Genomic DNA, 18,816 nt, shown 5'->3' with positions numbered 1-18,816 from the left:
TAGCCACCATTCTAAAATGATGACACCTGAACAGTATTATCCTTTCATAAAACCATTTTTAGTGTTCTTTTAAATTTCATATTTTTTATTCAAAATATCCAATGTATTTTACATGATGTTTCCCCTTTGGAAACAGGTATTTGTATAAGTCTACAAAGTAGTCATCTGTCATGCTTGCAATATAATCAACTACCTTTTCATTTGCCTCGTTTTCATCATAATCTTCATTTGTATAATATTTTGCTCTATCATTAATGTAATTAATGTGATGTTTATACAATACCGAATTCTTATTATGAGCCTTTGCATCCTTCAAAAGTTTCTCATAGATTTCTTCCATCATCGGATTGATTTCTTCTTCGTAAACTTTTTTAACTTTTGAATTACCATAAATTAAAGAATAGTTTTCCCTCTTTCCCTGTGAAAAAGCTTCAAAGAAATCTTCATCCATTTTCAGGTAGTCTTTTCCATAACTATTTTCCACAATGTTTACAATCATGTTGTTAATAATCTCAGAATTGGTAGTTCCGATTTTACCTTCGTAGTATTTTGGCGATGTCTCAAAAAGTCCCAACTCCTGCGCATCCTGTCTGTCTTTTCCAAGGTATGCAATAATATCTGAAATTCTCATAACACATGCCTCTAAGGTAGCTGGTATCAACTTGGTGTTAGCCTCTTTATTCACATAACACTCTTCAACTTTCTTATCGTAGATATCAAAATTTCTATAAGCAATAGGCTTATATTTTTCAAGCTCCATCTCACCATTGTGGCATAGTATTCCGTCCAGTGTTTCCATACTAAGATTCAGATTAAAAATCTGATCAAGAACTCTTACGCTATGAACATTGTGATTAAAATATCTTCCGGTGTTTCCATTGTATAATTCATTTAGTTTGTGCTCTCCTGCATGACCAAATGGTGTGTGACCAATGTCATGTCCCAGGGAAATAGCTTCTATTAAATCCGTATTCAGCCCCAGCAAACCACCAATGTTTCTGGCTATTCTTGATACCAACTGCACATGACTGGAACGCCTTGAAATATCATCATTTCTGTATAATGAAAATACCTGTGTTTTGTCAGCATAACGATTATACATTGGTAGATGTAGGATTTTCTCACAGTCACGTACAAACGCCGGTCTTAAAAGTTTGTTTTTGTCCCAGTCCATCTTTCTACGAAGAGCATCCTCGTTACGAAAGGCGTATGGATTTACCACATGATTAGCTCGATCCTGTTCTATTTTTTCCTGTAATTCTTTTGATAAGTCGTTGTATTTTGGCATAAATCCTCCATGATTCTTAATTAACTCCGAATAAGCCATACTGTTCTTTCATTACTTTAACCTTAACTTTTTTTATTATCTCTTCCAGACTTTTATCTAACCCTACCTTCTCTATTTCATTAAAAATAGGATTAATTACTTCTATATCTTCTTCCAAATCGTCTGCTATTTCTTCTACAGTTTTTCCTCTTTTCATTTTCTTATATACCATTTCAATAAGCTTTCTGCGTTCTCCAAATTCAATGCCCTGAGCTTTGCCAATTTCTATCCCCTTTTCTTTACCAACTTCAACGCCATCGTTATACGTGTTTTCCAATGTCTGCTTTTCGTTATACTCTGTCAAGAACATTTTAACCACCTCCGCCTTATTTTCCAGCAGAAATTCTCGCAACACATATTCATTTATACATTCGTCCACAGCCATTTTCACTGCTTCCTCGTCACTGAAATCCTTACCGGAATACTTACTGATATACTCTCTCATCCTAGTTGTTAGTATAACATATTCCTTTAGGACTTTACACTTTGAAATCAAACTATTATTATTTCCCGTGTTTATATTTATCATTTTTGCTGTCCATTCAAATTTTCCCTCTTCCATCTGTTAAAACGCACTGACAAGTTCCGTTTCCATTCTCACCAGTCTTCCAATATAAAACATTGTATGTATTGCCATCTACGTCATAAATTGTTGTGCTACACTGGAAACTTCCTCTGTGAATACCGTGATTTACTGTAGCTCTTGAAACTGCATCGAAAACACCTTTATCTAATTCGCCTCTACTGTCTTCTGCCTCTGAAGACTGTACGTTTCCTGCTTCATATACACCTTCACTTGCCCAATATTCCTGCCATGTAAGTCCTGCATACACATATTTGTTTGCTTTGACTTATTTTTGTTAGTTTTATCTAATCTTTAGGGGTAAAAAAATTTGTTTTATTTTTTTATGGCAACTAATACTCTTTTTGAAATTATGCCTATTATTGCACCTGTGATTAAACCGGCAACCAAAAGAACCGGTACATAATACAAAATACTTGTAGTTTCTACGACTATCATTGCTACCACAATCTGTCCAAGATTGTGGCATACTGCTCCTATCATGCTAACTCCCATGATGCTGAAACCATTAATTTTTTTCACAAGCATCATTACGATTAAGCTTACAATAGCCCCTGCCAAACTATAAATAATTGACATACCACTTCCAAACATAAAGCCGATTATCAATATTCTTAGGATTGAAATAATCCACACATCACTTAGTTTTAGTGTGTACAAGGCTATTACAATTACTAAATTTGCCAACCCTAATTTTATTCCGGGAATACCAAGATTAATAGGAATCATAAATTCTACATAGCTAAAAATTATTGCTAACGCTACCAGCATTGCCATATTTGCTATTCTTTTTGCATCCATATTAACTCCTTCCTGAAATATTAAATTACTTTTCCAACCTTACAAATTTTCGCAAAATTTAGTTCTTTTGCTTCTGTATGTGTTTTATCATTTTAGTTATTTAACTATTGTTTATGCTTTATAGCTTAGCTATTTCACTACTGCATCTATTTCATCATTTTTCTTATTGTCATTAGAATCTGTGCCTTTACTTGTCTTTTCTATTTCAACCACAACTTTATGTGGCAGACACACTATTGTCTCACCAACATTTTTGATTTTGCCCTGCTTAACACAATACTTGTCAGGGCAATCTGCCTCTTTCATCTCCACCTTTCCATCTTTAATGATAAGAATATTCTTTCCTTTTGAAGATTTAATTTCTATTGTTCTATCTTTATCTAATGAATAAGTCCCCTGCACTTTGCCATCAACTGACACCTGTGCAAAATGACCTTCGCCCGACCTCATAAAATGCATCATGCTATACGAAACTCCGGCTATTAAAAGAACAACAATCACCAGAATAATATCTTTTTTCTTCATTAAAATGCTCCTAGTTTACCAATCTTAAATACCAGCCCACTTCATTATGATTATAAGAATGGCTGCTCTTATTAAAATAAAGCCAATGCCATTTCCTTTTATTGTAGATGTTTTAACATTTTGTTTTGGGCATATATTCATACATTTTTGACACATAAAACATTCTCCTGATTGAATGTTCTCACCACTATTTGGTAGTTCTATTCCTGAAGGTAGTCGCCTAAACTGCCAAAGGCACATGCAAAGCCACAAAAGAATCTGCCAAAAACTATCGTGTATAAGCATAACACAATTAATATTGTAACAAAAGATGTTAATTCCACCTGCTGTCCATTTCCAATTTGGGTGAAAATGTACTTAACACCCGAAAAGGCTGTGGTGTAAATTGATAGCATAATTGTGAAGAATATTAGCTGAATTATCATTCTGATATATTTTTGAATTTTCCTTTTGTTTATCTTCTTCATTTGTATGTTTCCACCTTGTTTTCTATTTTGCCTTTTGTAATTTTTCAGTCCTGTTTATATTTATAAATTATTTTTATCTGTTTAGTTTCTGATTATCTGTTTATAATTATCTTTTTACAAAGTTTGATAACCATTTGTCTTTTTAATTTTATTTACTTTATTACTTATCCTTAGTAATTTTTATTACTTTATTATCAGATGAGTAATCTTTGTAAATTCCTTCTGTAACGTACTGTTTGTTATCGTCTGTTAAGAAAATCACATCGAACTTATCACTGTTTTCTCTCCAATAATTCTCGCCTTTCTCAAGCCCCATAATAAATAGTGATGTTGACAAACCATCTGCAAGTGTTCCATCCTCACTAACAATTGTCACTGATTTAAGACCTGCATTTGCCGGATACCCGGTTGCCGGATCAATTATATGGTGATAAACTTTTCCGTTTTTTTCGAAATAACGTTCATAGCCACCTGATGTAATAACTGCTTTGTTCTTTATATTAAGCACTCCAAGATAGTTTTCCTCGCTGTCAGGATTTTGAATTGCCACTTTCCAACTGCTGCCATCAACCTTGCTACCTAATGCCTGAACATTACCACCAAGACTAACCAGACCACTTGTCACACCGCAGTCCTTAAAAATCTTCATAACTGCTGCCGATGTGTAACCTTTTGCAATTCCTCCAAAGTCAATTTCCATTTTTTTATTTTCAAATGTTGCGACTCTTGAAGACTTATTATATTTGATTTTTGAAGCATCTGTATTTTTTAAAGTTGCCTGCAAATTTTCCTTTGATGGAACTTTATATTTTTTTGTATCAAATCCCCAAGCCTGCATTACAGGATAAATTGCCGGATTAAAAACACCCTTTGTACTTTTGTAGATTTCCAAAGAACGTTCCATAATGTTTCCTACATCCTCTGAAAGTGTTAAAGTTTTTTCACTGTTTAACTTGCTGACTTCACTTTCCTTCTTGCCTGTAGAAAGCATGCTGTCTAGCTGATTTATTCTTTTTTTTGCCTGTTCTACTGCCTTGTTTGCATTTTTTCCGTAAGCTGTCACCTGCATGTATGTGTCCATTGCAAAAAGATCCGCTGTAACTTTTTGTTCCTCTGATTTGGAATCAGCCGATACTCCTCCTGCATTATTTTCTGATATATTATTTTTACTGCATCCACATACAAGTAACATCGATGCTAAAAGAATTGCTAATAATTTTTTCATTTAAATGCCTCTTTGTTATTCTTTGTTTACTTGTGTTAGTTTGTACTAACTCGCGTAATCTAGCACAATGATTTTATATTGTCAATAATTGTCGTGTTGGTAATTTGTGGGATGTTATGGTTACCAATACTTCAGTATTTCCACAAGATTATCTTTTATAGCTACACCACCCATAAATAATTCCTTCTGATATGCATTGATGTACCATTCAAAATTTTTCTTTAGTCTTTCGGCCTCATCCATACTCATAACTTTGTTAATTTCAACAGAACTTGAACTTGTTTCCCATGACCAGGTTTCCCCTTTATTAATTGATAATTTTTTACACAACACATTTAAATCAATTTTTTCTTTTAATAATACAAATTTTACCCAAAGTCCACTTGCACAAATTTCCTTATTTGCTGTTAAGCTTTTTGGAATTTCGCAACAATTGCACCCATATTTCCTTGCATATAACTGTGCCTTTGAGCCATCAGGGCAACATATTGTCAAATCAATTGCTTTTTCACCATACTGTTTACCAAAAATATTTTCTTCCATAATCTCCACATTTGAATGAATAATAATTTTTTCAAGCGACGGTATATTAAATGCAAAACTACCTATTGAGTATAAATTCTGCGGAAGCTCAATTTCTTTTAACTTAGAATCCTCAAAGGCTCCATACTCAATATGCACAACACTTTCCGGTATTGTTATTTTTTCAAGTTCAGTGTTAGATAACATACCTGCTGTAATGCACTTTAAGTTATCAGGTAAAATAATATTTTCTAAAGGTGTATGTGAAAAAGCACAGTCTCCTATTACTTTCAGATTTGGTGGAATCGCTATCTCTATAATTTTTGTTTTAGCAAAAGCTCCATCTCCTATTTATAGCAAACTTTTGGGAAGAGTGACTTTTTGCAAATTACTACAATTAGTAAAAACATTCTTTCCTATATATTTGCAGCCTTCCTGAAACACTACATCCTCTAAATTAGTACATTTTTCAAAAACATTATTCCAAATACCTATTACCGTTTGACCGTTTATTTTTGACGGAATAACTATTTTTTTGCCTGCAAAGCCAATTACCAATACTGCTAATAGCATTGTAAATATTAGATATTGTACTTTTTTCATCTTACCCTTATCCTTTTGTATTTTCTGTCAATATATTATTCCTGTCATATTTTTTAGTAACATACCGTTATAACTAGACTAACACATTTATCTGCCTAATAAAACTTATTTTATTTGTAAATTACTACTTTTTTCCTGTGCACCGTAAATTGATTTATTTCCATTAACAATGTATGCAATACTGCATACCACCACAAACAATAACATATTACTTCCACCAAACACTTCGATACCAAGCATTATAGGTGCTATCAGTGTATTTGTGGCACTTCCAAAAACTGCTGCATAACCAAGTGCGCCACATAAAACAGGGGATATACCAAGTAACCCTCCAAGAACCATTCCAAGAGTTGCCCCTATTGAAAACAGTGGTGTTACTTCACCGCCCTGAAAACCAATTGATAAAGTAAGCACTGTTAGTAACAGTTTCAAAATCCAGTCAATGCCATAAACCTCTCCACCTGAAAAAACGCTGGAAATCAAGTTAGTTCCAAGTCCGCTGTATCTTCCTTGCCAAAGGGAAATCAATATTATTGCCAATGGTATTGAAATCACACCAATTCTCACATAATGATTCACAAATTTCTCTACCATAAATTTCTTTAGAATCTGAAGTAATTTTGAAAATAATCTTCCCACAATTCCAAATGCTAATCCTAAAATTATAACTATTGCTACGATTTTCATATTTGACAAATCAACTGTACTCTTCAGTTCCACAGCAAATTTTTCAAGTCCTAGTGAGTGTGATGTAAATGAAGCTACAAAGGCTCCGATTATTGCAGGTAGCAATGCCTGATAATCCATATAACCTGCAACAATTACTTCCATGGCAAAAAAAGTCGCCGCCAACGGAGTTTGAAACAAGCCACCAAAACCTGCTGCCATACCTGTTATTAGCATAACTTTGCTGTTGTCTGGTGTTTTCATTTTTCGGCCCAAATAATGTGAAAGTGTTGCCCCTATCTGAACAGCTACACCTTCCCTGCCGGCACTACCTCCAAAAAGATGTGTTATCCATGTTCCAACCATAACCAGTGGTACTAGCGCAAGTGGTATTGAATCCCTTTTCTCCTGCCCAACTTCAAATACAAGTGTCATACCTTTTAAACTTAATTTGCTAAAACGTAGGTACAGCCATGTAATTAAAAGTCCTGCTACCGGTAAAAACGGAATAAGATATTTGTAATTGGCTGTTCTGAAATCAGATATTGCAATTAAGCCTCTTCCAAAAACTGTGTCTACTATTCCCACAACAACACCGATTATAATTGCAAGGATAATATATTTGATCGTTAGAATTGCTTTTTCGTATATTTGTTGTTTGTTCATTTGTTGTCTCCTTATGTGGAATTTATATTACATAAAAAAAGCTGATTCACCTGTGCATTGTTACACAGAAGTCATCAGCTTTACTAGCGGTTTTGATAAAATCAAGGGAGAACCTCATTCCCTTTATTTAATTTTTTAACTATGAAAAAGATAGCATATATAAAGGTATGTGTCAATTTAAGTTTATTACAAATACTTTTTCATATTATCTAAAATAATTTTATATGCATTGGCATACATATGTATTCCGTCCATAGTGTATTCTTTCTTTAACATTCCTCTAGGGTTCGTTAACCCCTGATTCACATCAATATAATAACATCCCATTCTCTGTGCTAATTTCTTCACCTCTTCATTAGCTACTGGCACCGTTTCATTATTTCTATGATAAAAAACAGTTTGCTCAAAAGGGCAATCTGGAAGCATATCAACACTATTTACCGGATAAAAAGCCATTGTATACACAGATGTCTTTGGTAATTTATCTTTTATCTGACCTAATATTTCTTCATAATTTTTCAACATTTCTTTTAAAAGAATGTCAAAATCTGTATTAGGATCACTAATATCATTAGTTCCAATATTTATAAAAATCTTGGAAGGTTTGACTCCAAAAATTTGCTCATCCATACATTGAAGCATATCAGAAGTTGTAAATCCGCCAATCCCTCTATTGTAAATAATTTCCTTAATTCCAAAATCCATTTGTAATTCATTAATTGGAAATTGTTCCATTAGAGAAGAACCTGTAAATAAAATCTGTCCTTCTTTTACCATTGTATTAAGTACACGATACTTATCTACTTTTACCATTTGTTCTCCGTTTATCATAACTATATTCCTTTCAATTTCTCATACCATTATACACAATTTTACACTTTTATGAGGATATTTCTTAACATTTTTACACTTTTATGAGCGTATTTTTCCACAGTTTTCACACTTTTATGAGGATATTGTACTATAGTTTTTACATTTTCATGAGGCTATTGCATTTTTTTCATTATTAAAGTAAAGTTACTTATGAAACTTTGTTTACTAAGTGTTTTGTACGAAGAAATACTATTTCACTAAATCTTACAAGCAAGCTCGAATTGAAGTAAATTTCTAGCAACCCATAAAATTTTTATTAAAAGGACTTTATATATGGAAAAATCAGTTATTAATCAAATATGTGCTTCTATGGATACTTTTTTTGAAACCGAAAAGAAGATTGGCAATTTCATCATTCATCATCCAAAAGAAATCGTGGATATGACCGTTGGCGAACTGGCAAAAGAATGTCAGGTAAGTGAAGCTTCCGTTTCACGTTTTTGTAAAAAAATTGATATGAAGGGATTTCACCATCTTAAAATTTCTATTGCAAAAGAAATGGTTTCCCAGTCGGAAGACGATGAATTGTCTAATCATATTTCAGTAGATGATTTGGAACAATCATTGAAAAACATATTGGCAAATAAAGTTGCCGAACTTACTCAAACAGTTTCAATGATGAATTCTGAAAATCTGCAGGACATTTTAAAAAGAATAAATAATGCCCAAAATGTTCTTTTTGCTGCTGTTGGCAACACTGTTCCTGTAGCAATGGATGGAGCCTACAAGCTTAACCAGATTGGGATTTCCGCAGTTTCAACTCCTGTTTGGGAAACCCAGCTTGCCTACAGTTACAACCTTTCACCTGATGACGTAGTTATTGCAATTTCAAATTCAGGGGAGTCAACCGGTGTCATTAATATTTTAGAAGCTGCAAAACAAAAGAAGGCAACTACAATTTCAATAACCAATAGCGAGAAATCGACTATTGCTAAAATCAGTGATTATCATATAACAACAGCAACCCGCGAGAAATTATTTCTTGATGAATATCGTTTTTCGAGAGTTTCTGCCACAATGGTAATCGAAGTGCTTTATCTTTTCCTTACATCTATGAGAAAAGAAGCTTATGATTCCATTATTCAGCATGAATCATCTATAGCTTTCACAAAAGAATAATTTTTCTATTGACGAAATTTATATGTCATGGTATCTTTGTGTTATGAAATTGATTTTCACAGTGTATTTATTCGTAAAATTAATTTTTATGCGTGTTTATCTATTAAACCGCTTTTTACAATATGCTTTGTGAAATTTTACGTGTTTATCTAACCACAAGGAGGTTTATTATGAAGGAAATTAAATGGGCTGTATTAGGTACCGGAGTTATTGCCAACCAAATGGCACAGGCATTAATCAAAAATGGAAAAAATATTTATTCTGTTGCAAACCGCACACACCAAAAGGCTGTTGATTTTGCCCAAAAATATAATATCGGAAAAGTATATGACAATATGAATGATGTGTTTACTGATCCAGAAGTTAATGTTGTTTACATCTCAACTCCACATAACACACATCTTGAATTTATGAAGAAAGCAATTGAGAACGGAAAACATATACTTGTTGAAAAAGCCATAACACTTAACAGCGATGAATTAAACGAAGCAATTTCTTTGGCAAAAGAAAAAGGTGTTATTATCGGTGAAGCAATGACAATTTTCCACATGCCAATTTACAAAAAATTAAACGAGATTTTGGAATCCGGAGCACTTGGAAAAGTGAACCTTATTACCATGAACTTTGGAAGTTTTAAAGAATATGATATGACAAACAGATTTTTCAACAGAAACCTTGCCGGAGGTGCAATGCTCGATATCGGTGTATACGCACTTTCATTTATCCGCTGGTTTATGGATTCAAAACCTAACAACCTTGTATCTCAGGTAAAACCTGCCCCAACAGGTGTTGACGAGCAGGCTGGTTTGCTTCTAACAAACGAAGAAGGTCAGATGGCAAGCGTTATGCTTTCACTTCATTCTAAACAGCCAAAACGTGGTATGGTTTCATGCGAAAAAGGTTATATTGAAATAATGGAATATCCTAGAGCTTGGGAAGCTACCATAACATACACTGACTCTGGCAAAACTGAATTAATCAAAGCCGGCGAAAATGCAGACGCTCTCGCCTACGAACTTGCTGATATGGAAAAAGCAATTAACGGCGATGTTGACTGCATGCACTTTGACTATACAAAAGACGTTATGGATATGATGACTGAATTTAGAAAATCATGGGGCTTTAAATATCCTGAAGAAGAAAAATAGAAATTAACAGAGCTGTAAGTTTTAAAATCTACTTACAGCTCTATTTTTATATAATCTTATAATCCTTTGCACATCTAACTACTCCGGCAAGTGCATCACTGAATTCTATACCATATTTTCTTGCCTTGTCACAATTCATCCACAAATTATAATCTGCCGGTCTGTCATGTAACTCCACTTCTCTATGCAAAATATTTATGTATTCTTTGGTTATATCATACATAGACTGCTTTGTTTCACTTCCATAATTGTAAGCACCACCAGGTAAATCAATTACCTTTTCCATGTTTTCTTCCCTTTGCCGCCTTTGCCAAATACATCGGTACCTGCACATTTGCAAAATAAGATTCCTCTGGATTGTTTTCACAAATTCCCATATCTGCAATGGCTGCCGTATGAATAATAATATCTGCGTTGCTCTCCTCAACAATTCTCTTCACATCATCCTCAGACACATTTCTAAGAGATGGTGCCGCAACTGTATCTTTTAAAGATTTCATCAATTTATTTCCAACAAAACCCGTAGCTCCTGTAATAAGAATCATTTTTCTCTCTTTTCTAATATATTTTTATATTACTTTTGCTGTTCTTTTCTATATTTAAGAAAAGACTCAACTAATAAGCCAACTAAAATTATAACGCAGAAAATTGTTAAAGGTACACCGTATGTTGACTTATTAGTTACTGCGCCTATTATTAATCCCAATGCAACCGCCAAAAACTATCAGAAATCCCAGTATTCCAACACAGCTTAGAATTACATTTCTTATAATCTGACCTATACTTGAAAATACACGTTTTGGCTTAATGAATTTTAATTGATTTTTGCTTGAAAAGAAATGAGCCACTCCAACGATTACCTGAATTACCATTCCAAGCACTGATGCAAGTGCTGCAAGGGCGTTAGCCCCAACTCCCTGTCCAATTACTTATAAAACCGCTTACCTCACTTTAAAAGATTTTACACTACTCCATTTGCCTTTGTCTTTTCCAACTATTGCTCTCACTCTTACATAATATCTTTTTCTAACACGTAATTTTCTTAACAGATATGTATTCTTTCTTGTACGTTTTGTTCTTACGTTTTTCTTAAATTTTCTGTCAGTTGAATACTGTATCCGATATATTTTAGCCTTACTTATCTTTTTAAAAGTAATTCTCACTTTTCTATTTTTAAGTTTTTTTACTTTTAGAATTTTTGTTTGCTTTAAACTCTTTTTATTTACACCGTCAACACGAGTTGTAGTTTTTCCGTTAGTTGTTGGTTCATTTTCCTTTGTTACAACCTGTCCCAAAGTTGTAGTTGGTTCATTTTCCTTTGTTACAACCTGTCCCAAAGTTGTAGTTGTTTCTTTTTCTGATGTTGTTTCATCAGTTGTTTGATTTTCTACAGTAGTTTCTGATGTTGTATTTTCTGTAGTCAATATTTCAGCTGTGGGTTCTACTGTGACAGTTGTCTCAGTTTGTTTCTCAGTTGTTGGTTCTAATGTAGTTGTCACTTCCGTTGTTGGCTTTGGTGTTATTGTCACTGATGTGGTTGGTGCTTCTGCTGTTGGTTCTAATGTAGTTGTCACTTCCGTTGTTGGCTTTGGTGTTGTTGTCACTGATGTAGTTGTCACCTCCGTTGTTGGCTTTGGTGTTGTTGTCACTGATGTGGTTGGTGCTTCTGTTGTTGGCTCTGATGTTGTTGTCACTGATGTGGTTGGTGCTTCCGTTGTAGGCACTTCAGTTGTGGTTTGTGCTTCCGTTGTAGGCACTTCTATAGTTGGATTCTCCACTTTGTTCTTCAATTTTGTGTATACCTTTATTCTTCCTACATAATTTTTAAGTTGTGTCCATCCACTACCGTTGTTTATATATGACATTTCTCTGCCATTTTTATATGAAGTCATTATTTTGGCGTCGCCATTTTCATTTGAAACACTTACTATTGCAGAGAACCATTGGTCTTTTTCAATCTTTACCGGCTGATTCAGTTCTATTGTTACATATCCACTGTTTTCAAAATACGCCGTTGTAGTATTTGCCAGGTAACCACCTGAAACTGGTACATTGTCCTGTCCGCCATAAGGATAATCTACATTTTTGTATATCTCCACTTTAGCGGTTACATTTTCACCACCAATAGCCACATTTACTGCTTTTATATATTCATCTTTTAAATCATCAGATTTTTTTGCTTTAAACACATTTGCCACTGACTTATCTTTTCTTAATGGGAAATCGTCCATGCTTCCATCATAGTAATAATTAAAGTCATACTTGTCCTTTGGTGCAAATGAAAATGCATAAGAACAACTGCTTGTATTGTCATATGACAGCCAAAAATACTCCAATGATTTGTAACTGTTTTTTACAAGCCAGCCACCCTTTTGGGTAGCACCATTTGGCACAAATTTGTCTGATGGAATATTGTCATCCCAGCCAATGATTGTGCATGCATGTGGAGAAATTGTACTGCCCTGTTCATTCTTTGGATTGTAGTATAATGTTTCTCTTGCATTGTTGTACTGAAATGTTACTGCCCCATATTTTGCTATGGCTTTTTTTATTGACCTAATGTATTCTTCCGGATTTGATTTGTTTTCAGGTATATGAATTGCATTTTCAAATCTATATGATGGATTTTCATATGGGTTTGTGGTAACCACATTACCCGATACCGGTGCCCACCACATTGAATATAACTTGGCAATTTTTAGTGGGTCTCCTGACTGCGTCAAATAATTTACTGATTGCCAGTCTCCATCTGTATTTCCCAATGGATCGCTTTCTCTCTTAAAAACTCTATAAGCTGCCGCCATCGGATTTAATGATAATGTATCTTTCGTTACTGTAGGATCAATTCCACTTTTCAAAATGGATGATTCTGCTGCTGCAATGCTTGAATATGCCCAACACAAATTGGTATCTCCCTGATCTTTTACCGGTGTTACTATGCCATCGTCCCTTCCATCATATTTTTCCCTGTCTGAGATTTCTTTAATTTCAGTCTGTTGTTCTTCAAAATCACCTTCTATTTTAAATGTTAATTGATTATCAGTTATGTTTGTGACTTCAACATACATATCATCGGTTATTTCCAAGCTCTGATTCAGTTTTAATGGTGCATCAGATTTTGTTGCATATGTGCCACCTAATGTTTCATAATTCCACTTTCCTGCAACGCATCCCATATTGTTTGGGAATTTTGTGTCTTTGTCCACCAAATAACAAACAAGTCCTGAACCAATTGTCAATCCTTTTAGCTTCGTTCCATCTGTTTTATACAATTCTTTTGACTGACAATCATACTTATTACCACCTGTGCCAAAATTTCTATATTCTAAGTACAGTGTTTTATTGGTTCCTTTTAAATTTAATTTGTATCCTACTATCTGTGAATCTCCTCTAGTCGATGCTTCCTTTAAGGTATACTGTCCATTTTGATAAATTGTTTTAACATTGTCAGATGTAAGCCACCCCTTTGCTTCTCTTTCTTTTACAGATATAAACTGTGGCACAGGTGACATATGCTTTGCCATTGCAGACATATAATATACCGGCGAACTATTTGAACTATTGTACAAGTCCTTAAATCCTAAAATGTGCCCCATTTCATGAGTTGCCACTGACATAGGCAAAGTCACGTTTTCCCGATTATCCTTGTATAAATAATTATAGGAATTTGTCACCTGTACATAGTTTTTACTTGTAATTGTTTTTCCATCTGCATTTATTTTTACGTAATCTGCATAATCCCTATAATTCCACAAAGGTGAGGACCAACCCACAGAGATACTCTGAGTTGTATTTTTATAAATAATGGTGATTGCATCGATTACCCCATCATTGTTTTTATCAAGTTCAGAAAAGTTGTACTTTTTTGTACCATCATAATTTGTAATCACATTGCCCGCTGATATAGCTCTGTTTATAGATTCAGACCAGTCTGTTTTTAATTCGTACATACGCTCTGCTCTCTCTCCGTTATCCCTGTAACCTTCAGGATTCTCTTCACTATACTCTGCATAGTATCCTCTTGGATGAGATAACTGCACTGAACCACCTTTATTAAACAAATACACGCTATTTATCTTAAGACTTCCCCTTGACGCAATTTCATAATAATCCGAAACATTAAAATATGCACTGTTATAAGTATTATCTGTAATTTTTCTAACAGATTCCCCATTATAAGAATTATCTATAAATTCATCTTCATCTGAAAATCTTGCAAATACTATAAGATTTGTAAAATTACTTTCTTTTGTTTTATTTTCTGTATTTTCATTCGTATCATCAGCAAAAGTTACGCCACTAAAAAGCATTGTCATAACCGTAACAAACACCATGATTATACTAAACCCTTTTTTCATAAAATCTCCTTTTCATCATTTATTCTTTTAAACCTTAATTATATATTCATTATAGCATTTACCAGATTAATTTTGTGTTCTAATTTTTTAGAATTATAGGCTGGGCATGCGGACGAAAAGTTGGACTGTGTAATGCCTGATATGTTATGAGGTACACACAAGAACAAATATCGACAGCACTTGTATTGTTAAAAGCCACAGGATCACCTGATAAAGTAATCCAGATCTTAGGTTATCCATCTTCACCGATGCTTTATCATTGGCGTAAAAAATATCCTGAATATTACGATGTTCCAAATCAAAAACATTGGAGACAAGCTCCAACTGAATTGAAACATAATGTAATTAAACGTTGCCTTATTAAAGGCGAGCCTGTAAAATTAGTGGCAGAAGAAATCGGATACACACCTTCCTTGGTATATAAATGGATTAGGGAGTATCGGGAGAAGGGATGTTTTCAACCCATGAAAAAAACTACTGCCAACATTAATGTAAGTCCAAACGATATCACATCTGCAGAAGATATCAATGAGCTCAAAGCTCAGATGCTCGATATGCAGATGGAAATAGATATTCTTAAAGAAACAATCAATGTATTAAAAAAAGACCCCGGCATCGATCAGACAGCTCTCACAAATCGGGAGAAGGCAGTGATAATCGATGCCTTGAAAAATAAGTATTCACTGCTGAATCTTCTTAAAAAACTTAAACTTGCAAAAAGCAGCTATTATTATCAAGAAAAAACCATTTATGCAGAAGATAAATACTCTGATCTTCGCAAAAGAATCATACAACTGTTTCATGAAAATCGAGATATATTTGGTTATCGAAGAATTCATATGCTGCTTCATCGTGAAGGTATAAAAGTTTCTGAAAAAGTGGTTCGCCGTATTATGAAGCAGGAAAAACTAATTATCAGACGAAAACGCAGACAGAAATATAACTCCTATAAAGGTGAAATAACACCTGCGGTGGAGAATGTTATAGATAGAGATTTCCATGCTACAAAACCGAATCAGAAATGGCTTACTGATATCACAGAGTTTTCTATCAAAGCAGGGAAAGTATATCTTTCTCCGATAATTGACTGCCTCGATGGTATGCCGGTGAGTTGGACTATAGGCACTTCTCCAAACGCAGAACTTGCCAACACTATGTTAAGGAATGCTATTGCTACTCTTAAAACAAACGAAAAACCTATCGTACATTCTGACAGAGGATGCCATTATCGTTGGCCAGAATGGATACAGATAATGGAAGAAGCAAACCTTACACGATCCATGTCCAAGAAAGGTTGTTCGCCTGATAACTCTGCATGTGAGGGCTTCTTTGGTCATCTCAAAACAGAAATGTTCTATGGACATAACTGGGATGAATATAGCATTGAAGAATTTATCCAGGAGATAAATGGCTATATGCGTTGGTATTGCAAAGATAGAATTAAATCAACACTCGGAGGACTTAGTCCTCTAGATTATAGAAGGAGTATAGGCATAGCGGTCTAAAAAAATGTCCGCATGCCCCACCGACCTGTGGAATTTAATCTTTCACACGGAATTTACTTTTACAAGTCAGCTATTGTATGATTTTTTTACATAAATTAATTATGTTAAGTTGTTGAAACATTTTTATACAAGTGGCACATATAAAGCAGCCTTCACTCAGATTTACCTATTACAAAAAAGAAGAACTCACTCCACATGAATTCTTCTTTTTTCATTTTTATTAAATTAATATTTCTATTGTAACTTCTACAATATTTAATTTTTTACATTATCTTAAATACTACTACTTTTGAGTTTTCAGTATACTAATCTTTACATGGTGCTATGTCAAGATTTAGCACCATTTTTATTCAAATTAATTTCTCCTTCCTAATTGTGTCACCACTGGTGACACAATTAGTATTACTTATAACCACTCATTTACCAATTTCTATGTATTTATATTTTCTGAAGCTCTCCTATTTTTATAGTTTAAGTAATCTGTTGCATATCCTTTTTTTCAATAATCTGCGTGTGTTACTACATTCTCCATAAAAGCATATGCTCGAGCATTTCTTGTAAGATTAGAAATAACCACGCATACACATGATATAACTATCTCTTCATTAAACCCACAAACAATCAAATGATAATTTTATCATTAATAACCTTTCCTTGTACTCCTTAAATTCTCATATTCCCCTGTCATCTCTTTTCGTGAAAGTACAGATATAAATGCAGTATTTCAATTAAATCTTCACTTTTAGTTTATCTTACATTTCCACAATTTAAAATACTATTTATCATTCCCTGTTTTTCTCTTGTATAAATTTTTCAATCAGTTGTATATTTGCTTTTCGTTTTTTTCCTTCACCTTCTGATACTTCAAAACCATATTTTAATTAGCATTTAGATAAGCTCTTAAATAAATATGGTGTGTTCGGGTATCCTTTTCCATATTACCCATTACATAAAGAAGTGGGTGTTCAACATCTGAACCGCGATAAAAAATATCTTTCATCTGTAACTGTTCATTATGTGACATTATTCTCTCAATATCAGTTAACTCAACAGAAATATCAATAATCAGTTGCGCTTTAATTTCAGGTATTGCTGTACTTCCAATATACTGTATATCAATAGCATCATCTGATATGGATTTTAGTGCTTTTATTTTTTGAATAGCATTATCATCCCATTATTTTCATACGATTCCAGTTGTATGGTTCCTCTTTTTTATCCTAATATCATAATAACATTTTTCTCTTTTCGTTATACAATAAACTTGTTTATATCTTTGTGTTATCCGGTTGATGTCTTCTAATATATGAAATGCAATTATCAAGGTGTTTTTTATCAACGATAGGTTCAAATGACTTACCACCCCATAAACCTTTTGGTATTTGTTCTACAAGAACAGGAAATTCTTTTCTCAATAATCTTGACGAAGCCCCAAATAGAAGTTGTCCTACTTTAGAAGGATCTAATTGCGTTTTTACTAAAACATGAATATGATTATATGCAACTGTACTTTCAACTATCTCTATTTCTTTTTTTTTATTAAAAATGTCTGCTATAATGCAACTTAATCTATGACGAATCTCATTGTCATAAAAAAGAGGTTTTCTATATTTTGTAGCACCTACAAATTGGTAATAATTCTCATATGCATCATCCTCGGATAATTGTTTCATTGTTATCTCCCTTCCAATCAATTATTCTCTCCATAAATATATCCAACCTAGAGCCATTTAATAAAGTAAATGCCGAAAATCCGCATAAATACAGGCTTTCGGCATTTTAATCCATTATTCAAACTCATACTCATAAAAATTTACTCCTTTATAAAGCAGGATATTTATTGTATTTAACAGTTCATTTCTGTACTGTTTTAGTATTTTTGCATATAGTCTAAGACGAAAATATTGTCATTTTATTGTCACGAGTCAATACCGTTGTAGTCGTTCTTGCATGTATGACAAACTTGAATTTCTATTTGTGTTGCCATGTCATTACATAATCTTTTTCTCCGGTAGCCTCATCTAAGCCACTATGCTGAATCTCAAATCCTTCTCTCTTATAAAAAGATATTGCCCGTGCGTTCTTTTGGTATACGTTCAAGTGCAACTTATTCCTTTTATCCTTTGCATAATTCAGCAGAATTTTACCTATACCCTGCGATTGCATTTCACCAGAAACAAAAATGCCCTCAACATATTCATCATTTAACCCTATAAAACCCTGTATTTCTGTATCATACTCATACACATAAACCTCTGCTAGTAACAACGCTTCTTTTACTGATTTGAAATTGCTTTTCCAGTATTCGGCGGGGATAAAATTATGTGCCTTTATATTCGTATCCAACCATATATCTGCAACTTTATTTATAACATCCCTTTGAAATTCTCTAATCATAACGGTGACCCTCCATAAACTTGAAGTTAGA

General features: G+C 33.6%; 22 protein-coding genes and 1 riboswitch. Of the genes, 3 read left to right on the top strand and 19 right to left on the bottom strand.

Annotated features, from left to right (window positions below; all coding sequences use genetic code 11):
- Positions 1-85 precede the first annotated feature (85 nt).
- From ACQY63_RS10510 to ACQY63_RS10455, 12 genes are all read right to left on the bottom strand, one after another.
- Complete coding sequence (locus ACQY63_RS10510; protein ID WP_022165061.1) at positions 86-1,288, bottom strand: deoxyguanosinetriphosphate triphosphohydrolase family protein; 1,203 nt, start codon at positions 1,286-1,288, stop codon at positions 86-88.
- A gap of 16 nt (positions 1,289-1,304) precedes the next feature.
- Positions 1,305-1,856 (bottom strand): hypothetical protein, encoded by a 552-nt coding sequence (locus ACQY63_RS10505; protein ID WP_412336290.1) that lies wholly within the window; start codon positions 1,854-1,856, stop codon positions 1,305-1,307.
- A gap of 13 nt (positions 1,857-1,869) precedes the next feature.
- Positions 1,870-2,160 carry a penicillin-binding Tp47 domain A-containing protein gene (locus tag ACQY63_RS10500; protein ID WP_302689623.1) on the bottom strand — a complete coding sequence of 97 codons (291 nt, stop codon included), beginning with the start codon at positions 2,158-2,160 and terminating at the stop codon, positions 1,870-1,872.
- Between the two features lie 65 nt (positions 2,161-2,225).
- Entirely contained in the window at positions 2,226-2,711 is a 486-nt protein-coding gene (locus ACQY63_RS10495) for a Gx transporter family protein (protein ID WP_022165392.1), read from the bottom strand.
- Between the two features lie 129 nt (positions 2,712-2,840).
- Positions 2,841-3,236 (bottom strand): NusG domain II-containing protein, encoded by a 396-nt coding sequence (locus tag ACQY63_RS10490; RefSeq protein WP_022165393.1) that lies wholly within the window; start codon positions 3,234-3,236, stop codon positions 2,841-2,843.
- 24 nt (positions 3,237-3,260) lie between these two features.
- Complete coding sequence (locus tag ACQY63_RS10485) at positions 3,261-3,392, bottom strand: hypothetical protein (RefSeq protein WP_022165394.1); 132 nt, start codon at positions 3,390-3,392, stop codon at positions 3,261-3,263.
- Between the two features lie 44 nt (positions 3,393-3,436).
- A complete protein-coding gene (locus ACQY63_RS10480) occupies positions 3,437-3,703 on the bottom strand; it encodes a 4Fe-4S binding protein (RefSeq protein ID WP_022165395.1) in 267 nt (88 codons plus the stop codon).
- Positions 3,704-3,863: 160 nt separating this feature from the next.
- Positions 3,864-4,928 (bottom strand): FAD:protein FMN transferase, encoded by a 1,065-nt coding sequence (locus ACQY63_RS10475; protein ID WP_022165396.1) that lies wholly within the window; start codon positions 4,926-4,928, stop codon positions 3,864-3,866.
- 120 nt (positions 4,929-5,048) lie between these two features.
- Entirely contained in the window at positions 5,049-5,801 is a 753-nt protein-coding gene (locus ACQY63_RS10470; protein WP_412336436.1) for a leucine-rich repeat domain-containing protein, read from the bottom strand.
- Positions 5,802-6,053, bottom strand: a complete 252-nt coding sequence (locus ACQY63_RS10465) for a leucine-rich repeat protein (RefSeq protein ID WP_022165398.1) — start codon at positions 6,051-6,053, stop codon at positions 5,802-5,804.
- A gap of 105 nt (positions 6,054-6,158) precedes the next feature.
- Positions 6,159-7,385: a chloride channel protein gene (locus ACQY63_RS10460; protein ID WP_412336288.1), complete on the bottom strand. Its 1,227-nt coding sequence runs from the start codon at positions 7,383-7,385 to the stop codon at positions 6,159-6,161.
- A 58-nt stretch (positions 7,386-7,443) separates the two neighbouring features.
- A riboswitch (Fluoride riboswitch) is annotated at positions 7,444-7,516 on the bottom strand.
- Positions 7,517-7,571: 55 nt separating this feature from the next.
- Positions 7,572-8,216 (bottom strand): GDSL-type esterase/lipase family protein, encoded by a 645-nt coding sequence (locus ACQY63_RS10455; RefSeq protein WP_302689631.1) that lies wholly within the window; start codon positions 8,214-8,216, stop codon positions 7,572-7,574.
- 315 nt (positions 8,217-8,531) lie between these two features.
- Between ACQY63_RS10455 and ACQY63_RS10450 the strand changes: the two genes are divergently transcribed.
- Positions 8,532-9,377, top strand: coding sequence for a MurR/RpiR family transcriptional regulator (locus ACQY63_RS10450; RefSeq protein ID WP_022165402.1), 846 nt, complete (start codon positions 8,532-8,534; stop codon positions 9,375-9,377).
- Between the two features lie 170 nt (positions 9,378-9,547).
- Positions 9,548-10,525 carry a Gfo/Idh/MocA family protein gene (locus tag ACQY63_RS10445; RefSeq protein WP_022165403.1) on the top strand — a complete coding sequence of 326 codons (978 nt, stop codon included), beginning with the start codon at positions 9,548-9,550 and terminating at the stop codon, positions 10,523-10,525.
- 46 nt (positions 10,526-10,571) lie between these two features.
- Here ACQY63_RS10445 and ACQY63_RS10440 read toward each other — a convergent pair whose 3' ends face one another.
- The 4 genes from ACQY63_RS10440 to ACQY63_RS10425 all read right to left on the bottom strand — a co-directional run bounded on the left by ACQY63_RS10440 (position 10,572) and on the right by ACQY63_RS10425 (position 14,883).
- A complete protein-coding gene (locus ACQY63_RS10440; protein WP_022165404.1) occupies positions 10,572-10,811 on the bottom strand; it encodes a hypothetical protein in 240 nt (79 codons plus the stop codon).
- Complete coding sequence (locus ACQY63_RS10435) at positions 10,795-11,070, bottom strand: sugar nucleotide-binding protein (RefSeq protein WP_022165405.1); 276 nt, start codon at positions 11,068-11,070, stop codon at positions 10,795-10,797. Before ACQY63_RS10435 ends, ACQY63_RS10440 begins: the two co-directional genes overlap by 17 nt.
- Positions 11,071-11,099: 29 nt before the next feature.
- Positions 11,100-11,231, bottom strand: a complete 132-nt coding sequence (locus ACQY63_RS10430; protein ID WP_302689635.1) for a hypothetical protein — start codon at positions 11,229-11,231, stop codon at positions 11,100-11,102.
- A gap of 235 nt (positions 11,232-11,466) precedes the next feature.
- Entirely contained in the window at positions 11,467-14,883 is a 3,417-nt protein-coding gene (locus ACQY63_RS10425) for a lectin like domain-containing protein (protein WP_428245189.1), read from the bottom strand.
- Between the two features lie 146 nt (positions 14,884-15,029).
- On the opposite strand from ACQY63_RS10425, the gene ACQY63_RS10420 reads away from it, so the two are divergent.
- On the top strand, positions 15,030-16,388 hold the full coding sequence (locus ACQY63_RS10420; protein ID WP_412622787.1) for an IS3 family transposase: 1,359 nt from the start codon (positions 15,030-15,032) through the stop codon (positions 16,386-16,388).
- 877 nt (positions 16,389-17,265) lie between these two features.
- Here ACQY63_RS10420 and ACQY63_RS10415 read toward each other — a convergent pair.
- The 3 genes from ACQY63_RS10415 to ACQY63_RS10405 all read right to left on the bottom strand — a co-directional run bounded on the left by ACQY63_RS10415 (position 17,266) and on the right by ACQY63_RS10405 (position 18,785).
- On the bottom strand, positions 17,266-17,508 hold the full coding sequence (locus tag ACQY63_RS10415) for a GrpB family protein (RefSeq protein WP_412623043.1): 243 nt from the start codon (positions 17,506-17,508) through the stop codon (positions 17,266-17,268).
- A 148-nt stretch (positions 17,509-17,656) separates the two neighbouring features.
- Entirely contained in the window at positions 17,657-18,061 is a 405-nt protein-coding gene (locus ACQY63_RS10410) for an IS200/IS605 family transposase (RefSeq protein WP_412336283.1), read from the bottom strand.
- Positions 18,062-18,359: 298 nt separating this feature from the next.
- Entirely contained in the window at positions 18,360-18,785 is a 426-nt protein-coding gene (locus ACQY63_RS10405; RefSeq protein WP_428245187.1) for a GNAT family N-acetyltransferase, read from the bottom strand.
- Positions 18,786-18,816 lie beyond the last annotated feature (31 nt).

The sequence above is a fragment of the Eubacterium sp. Marseille-QA0814 genome (genome assembly GCF_965119675.1).
GTDB lineage: Bacteria > Bacillota > Clostridia > Lachnospirales > Lachnospiraceae > Eubacterium_G.
This window is presented reverse-complemented; position numbering and strand designations above follow the sequence as displayed.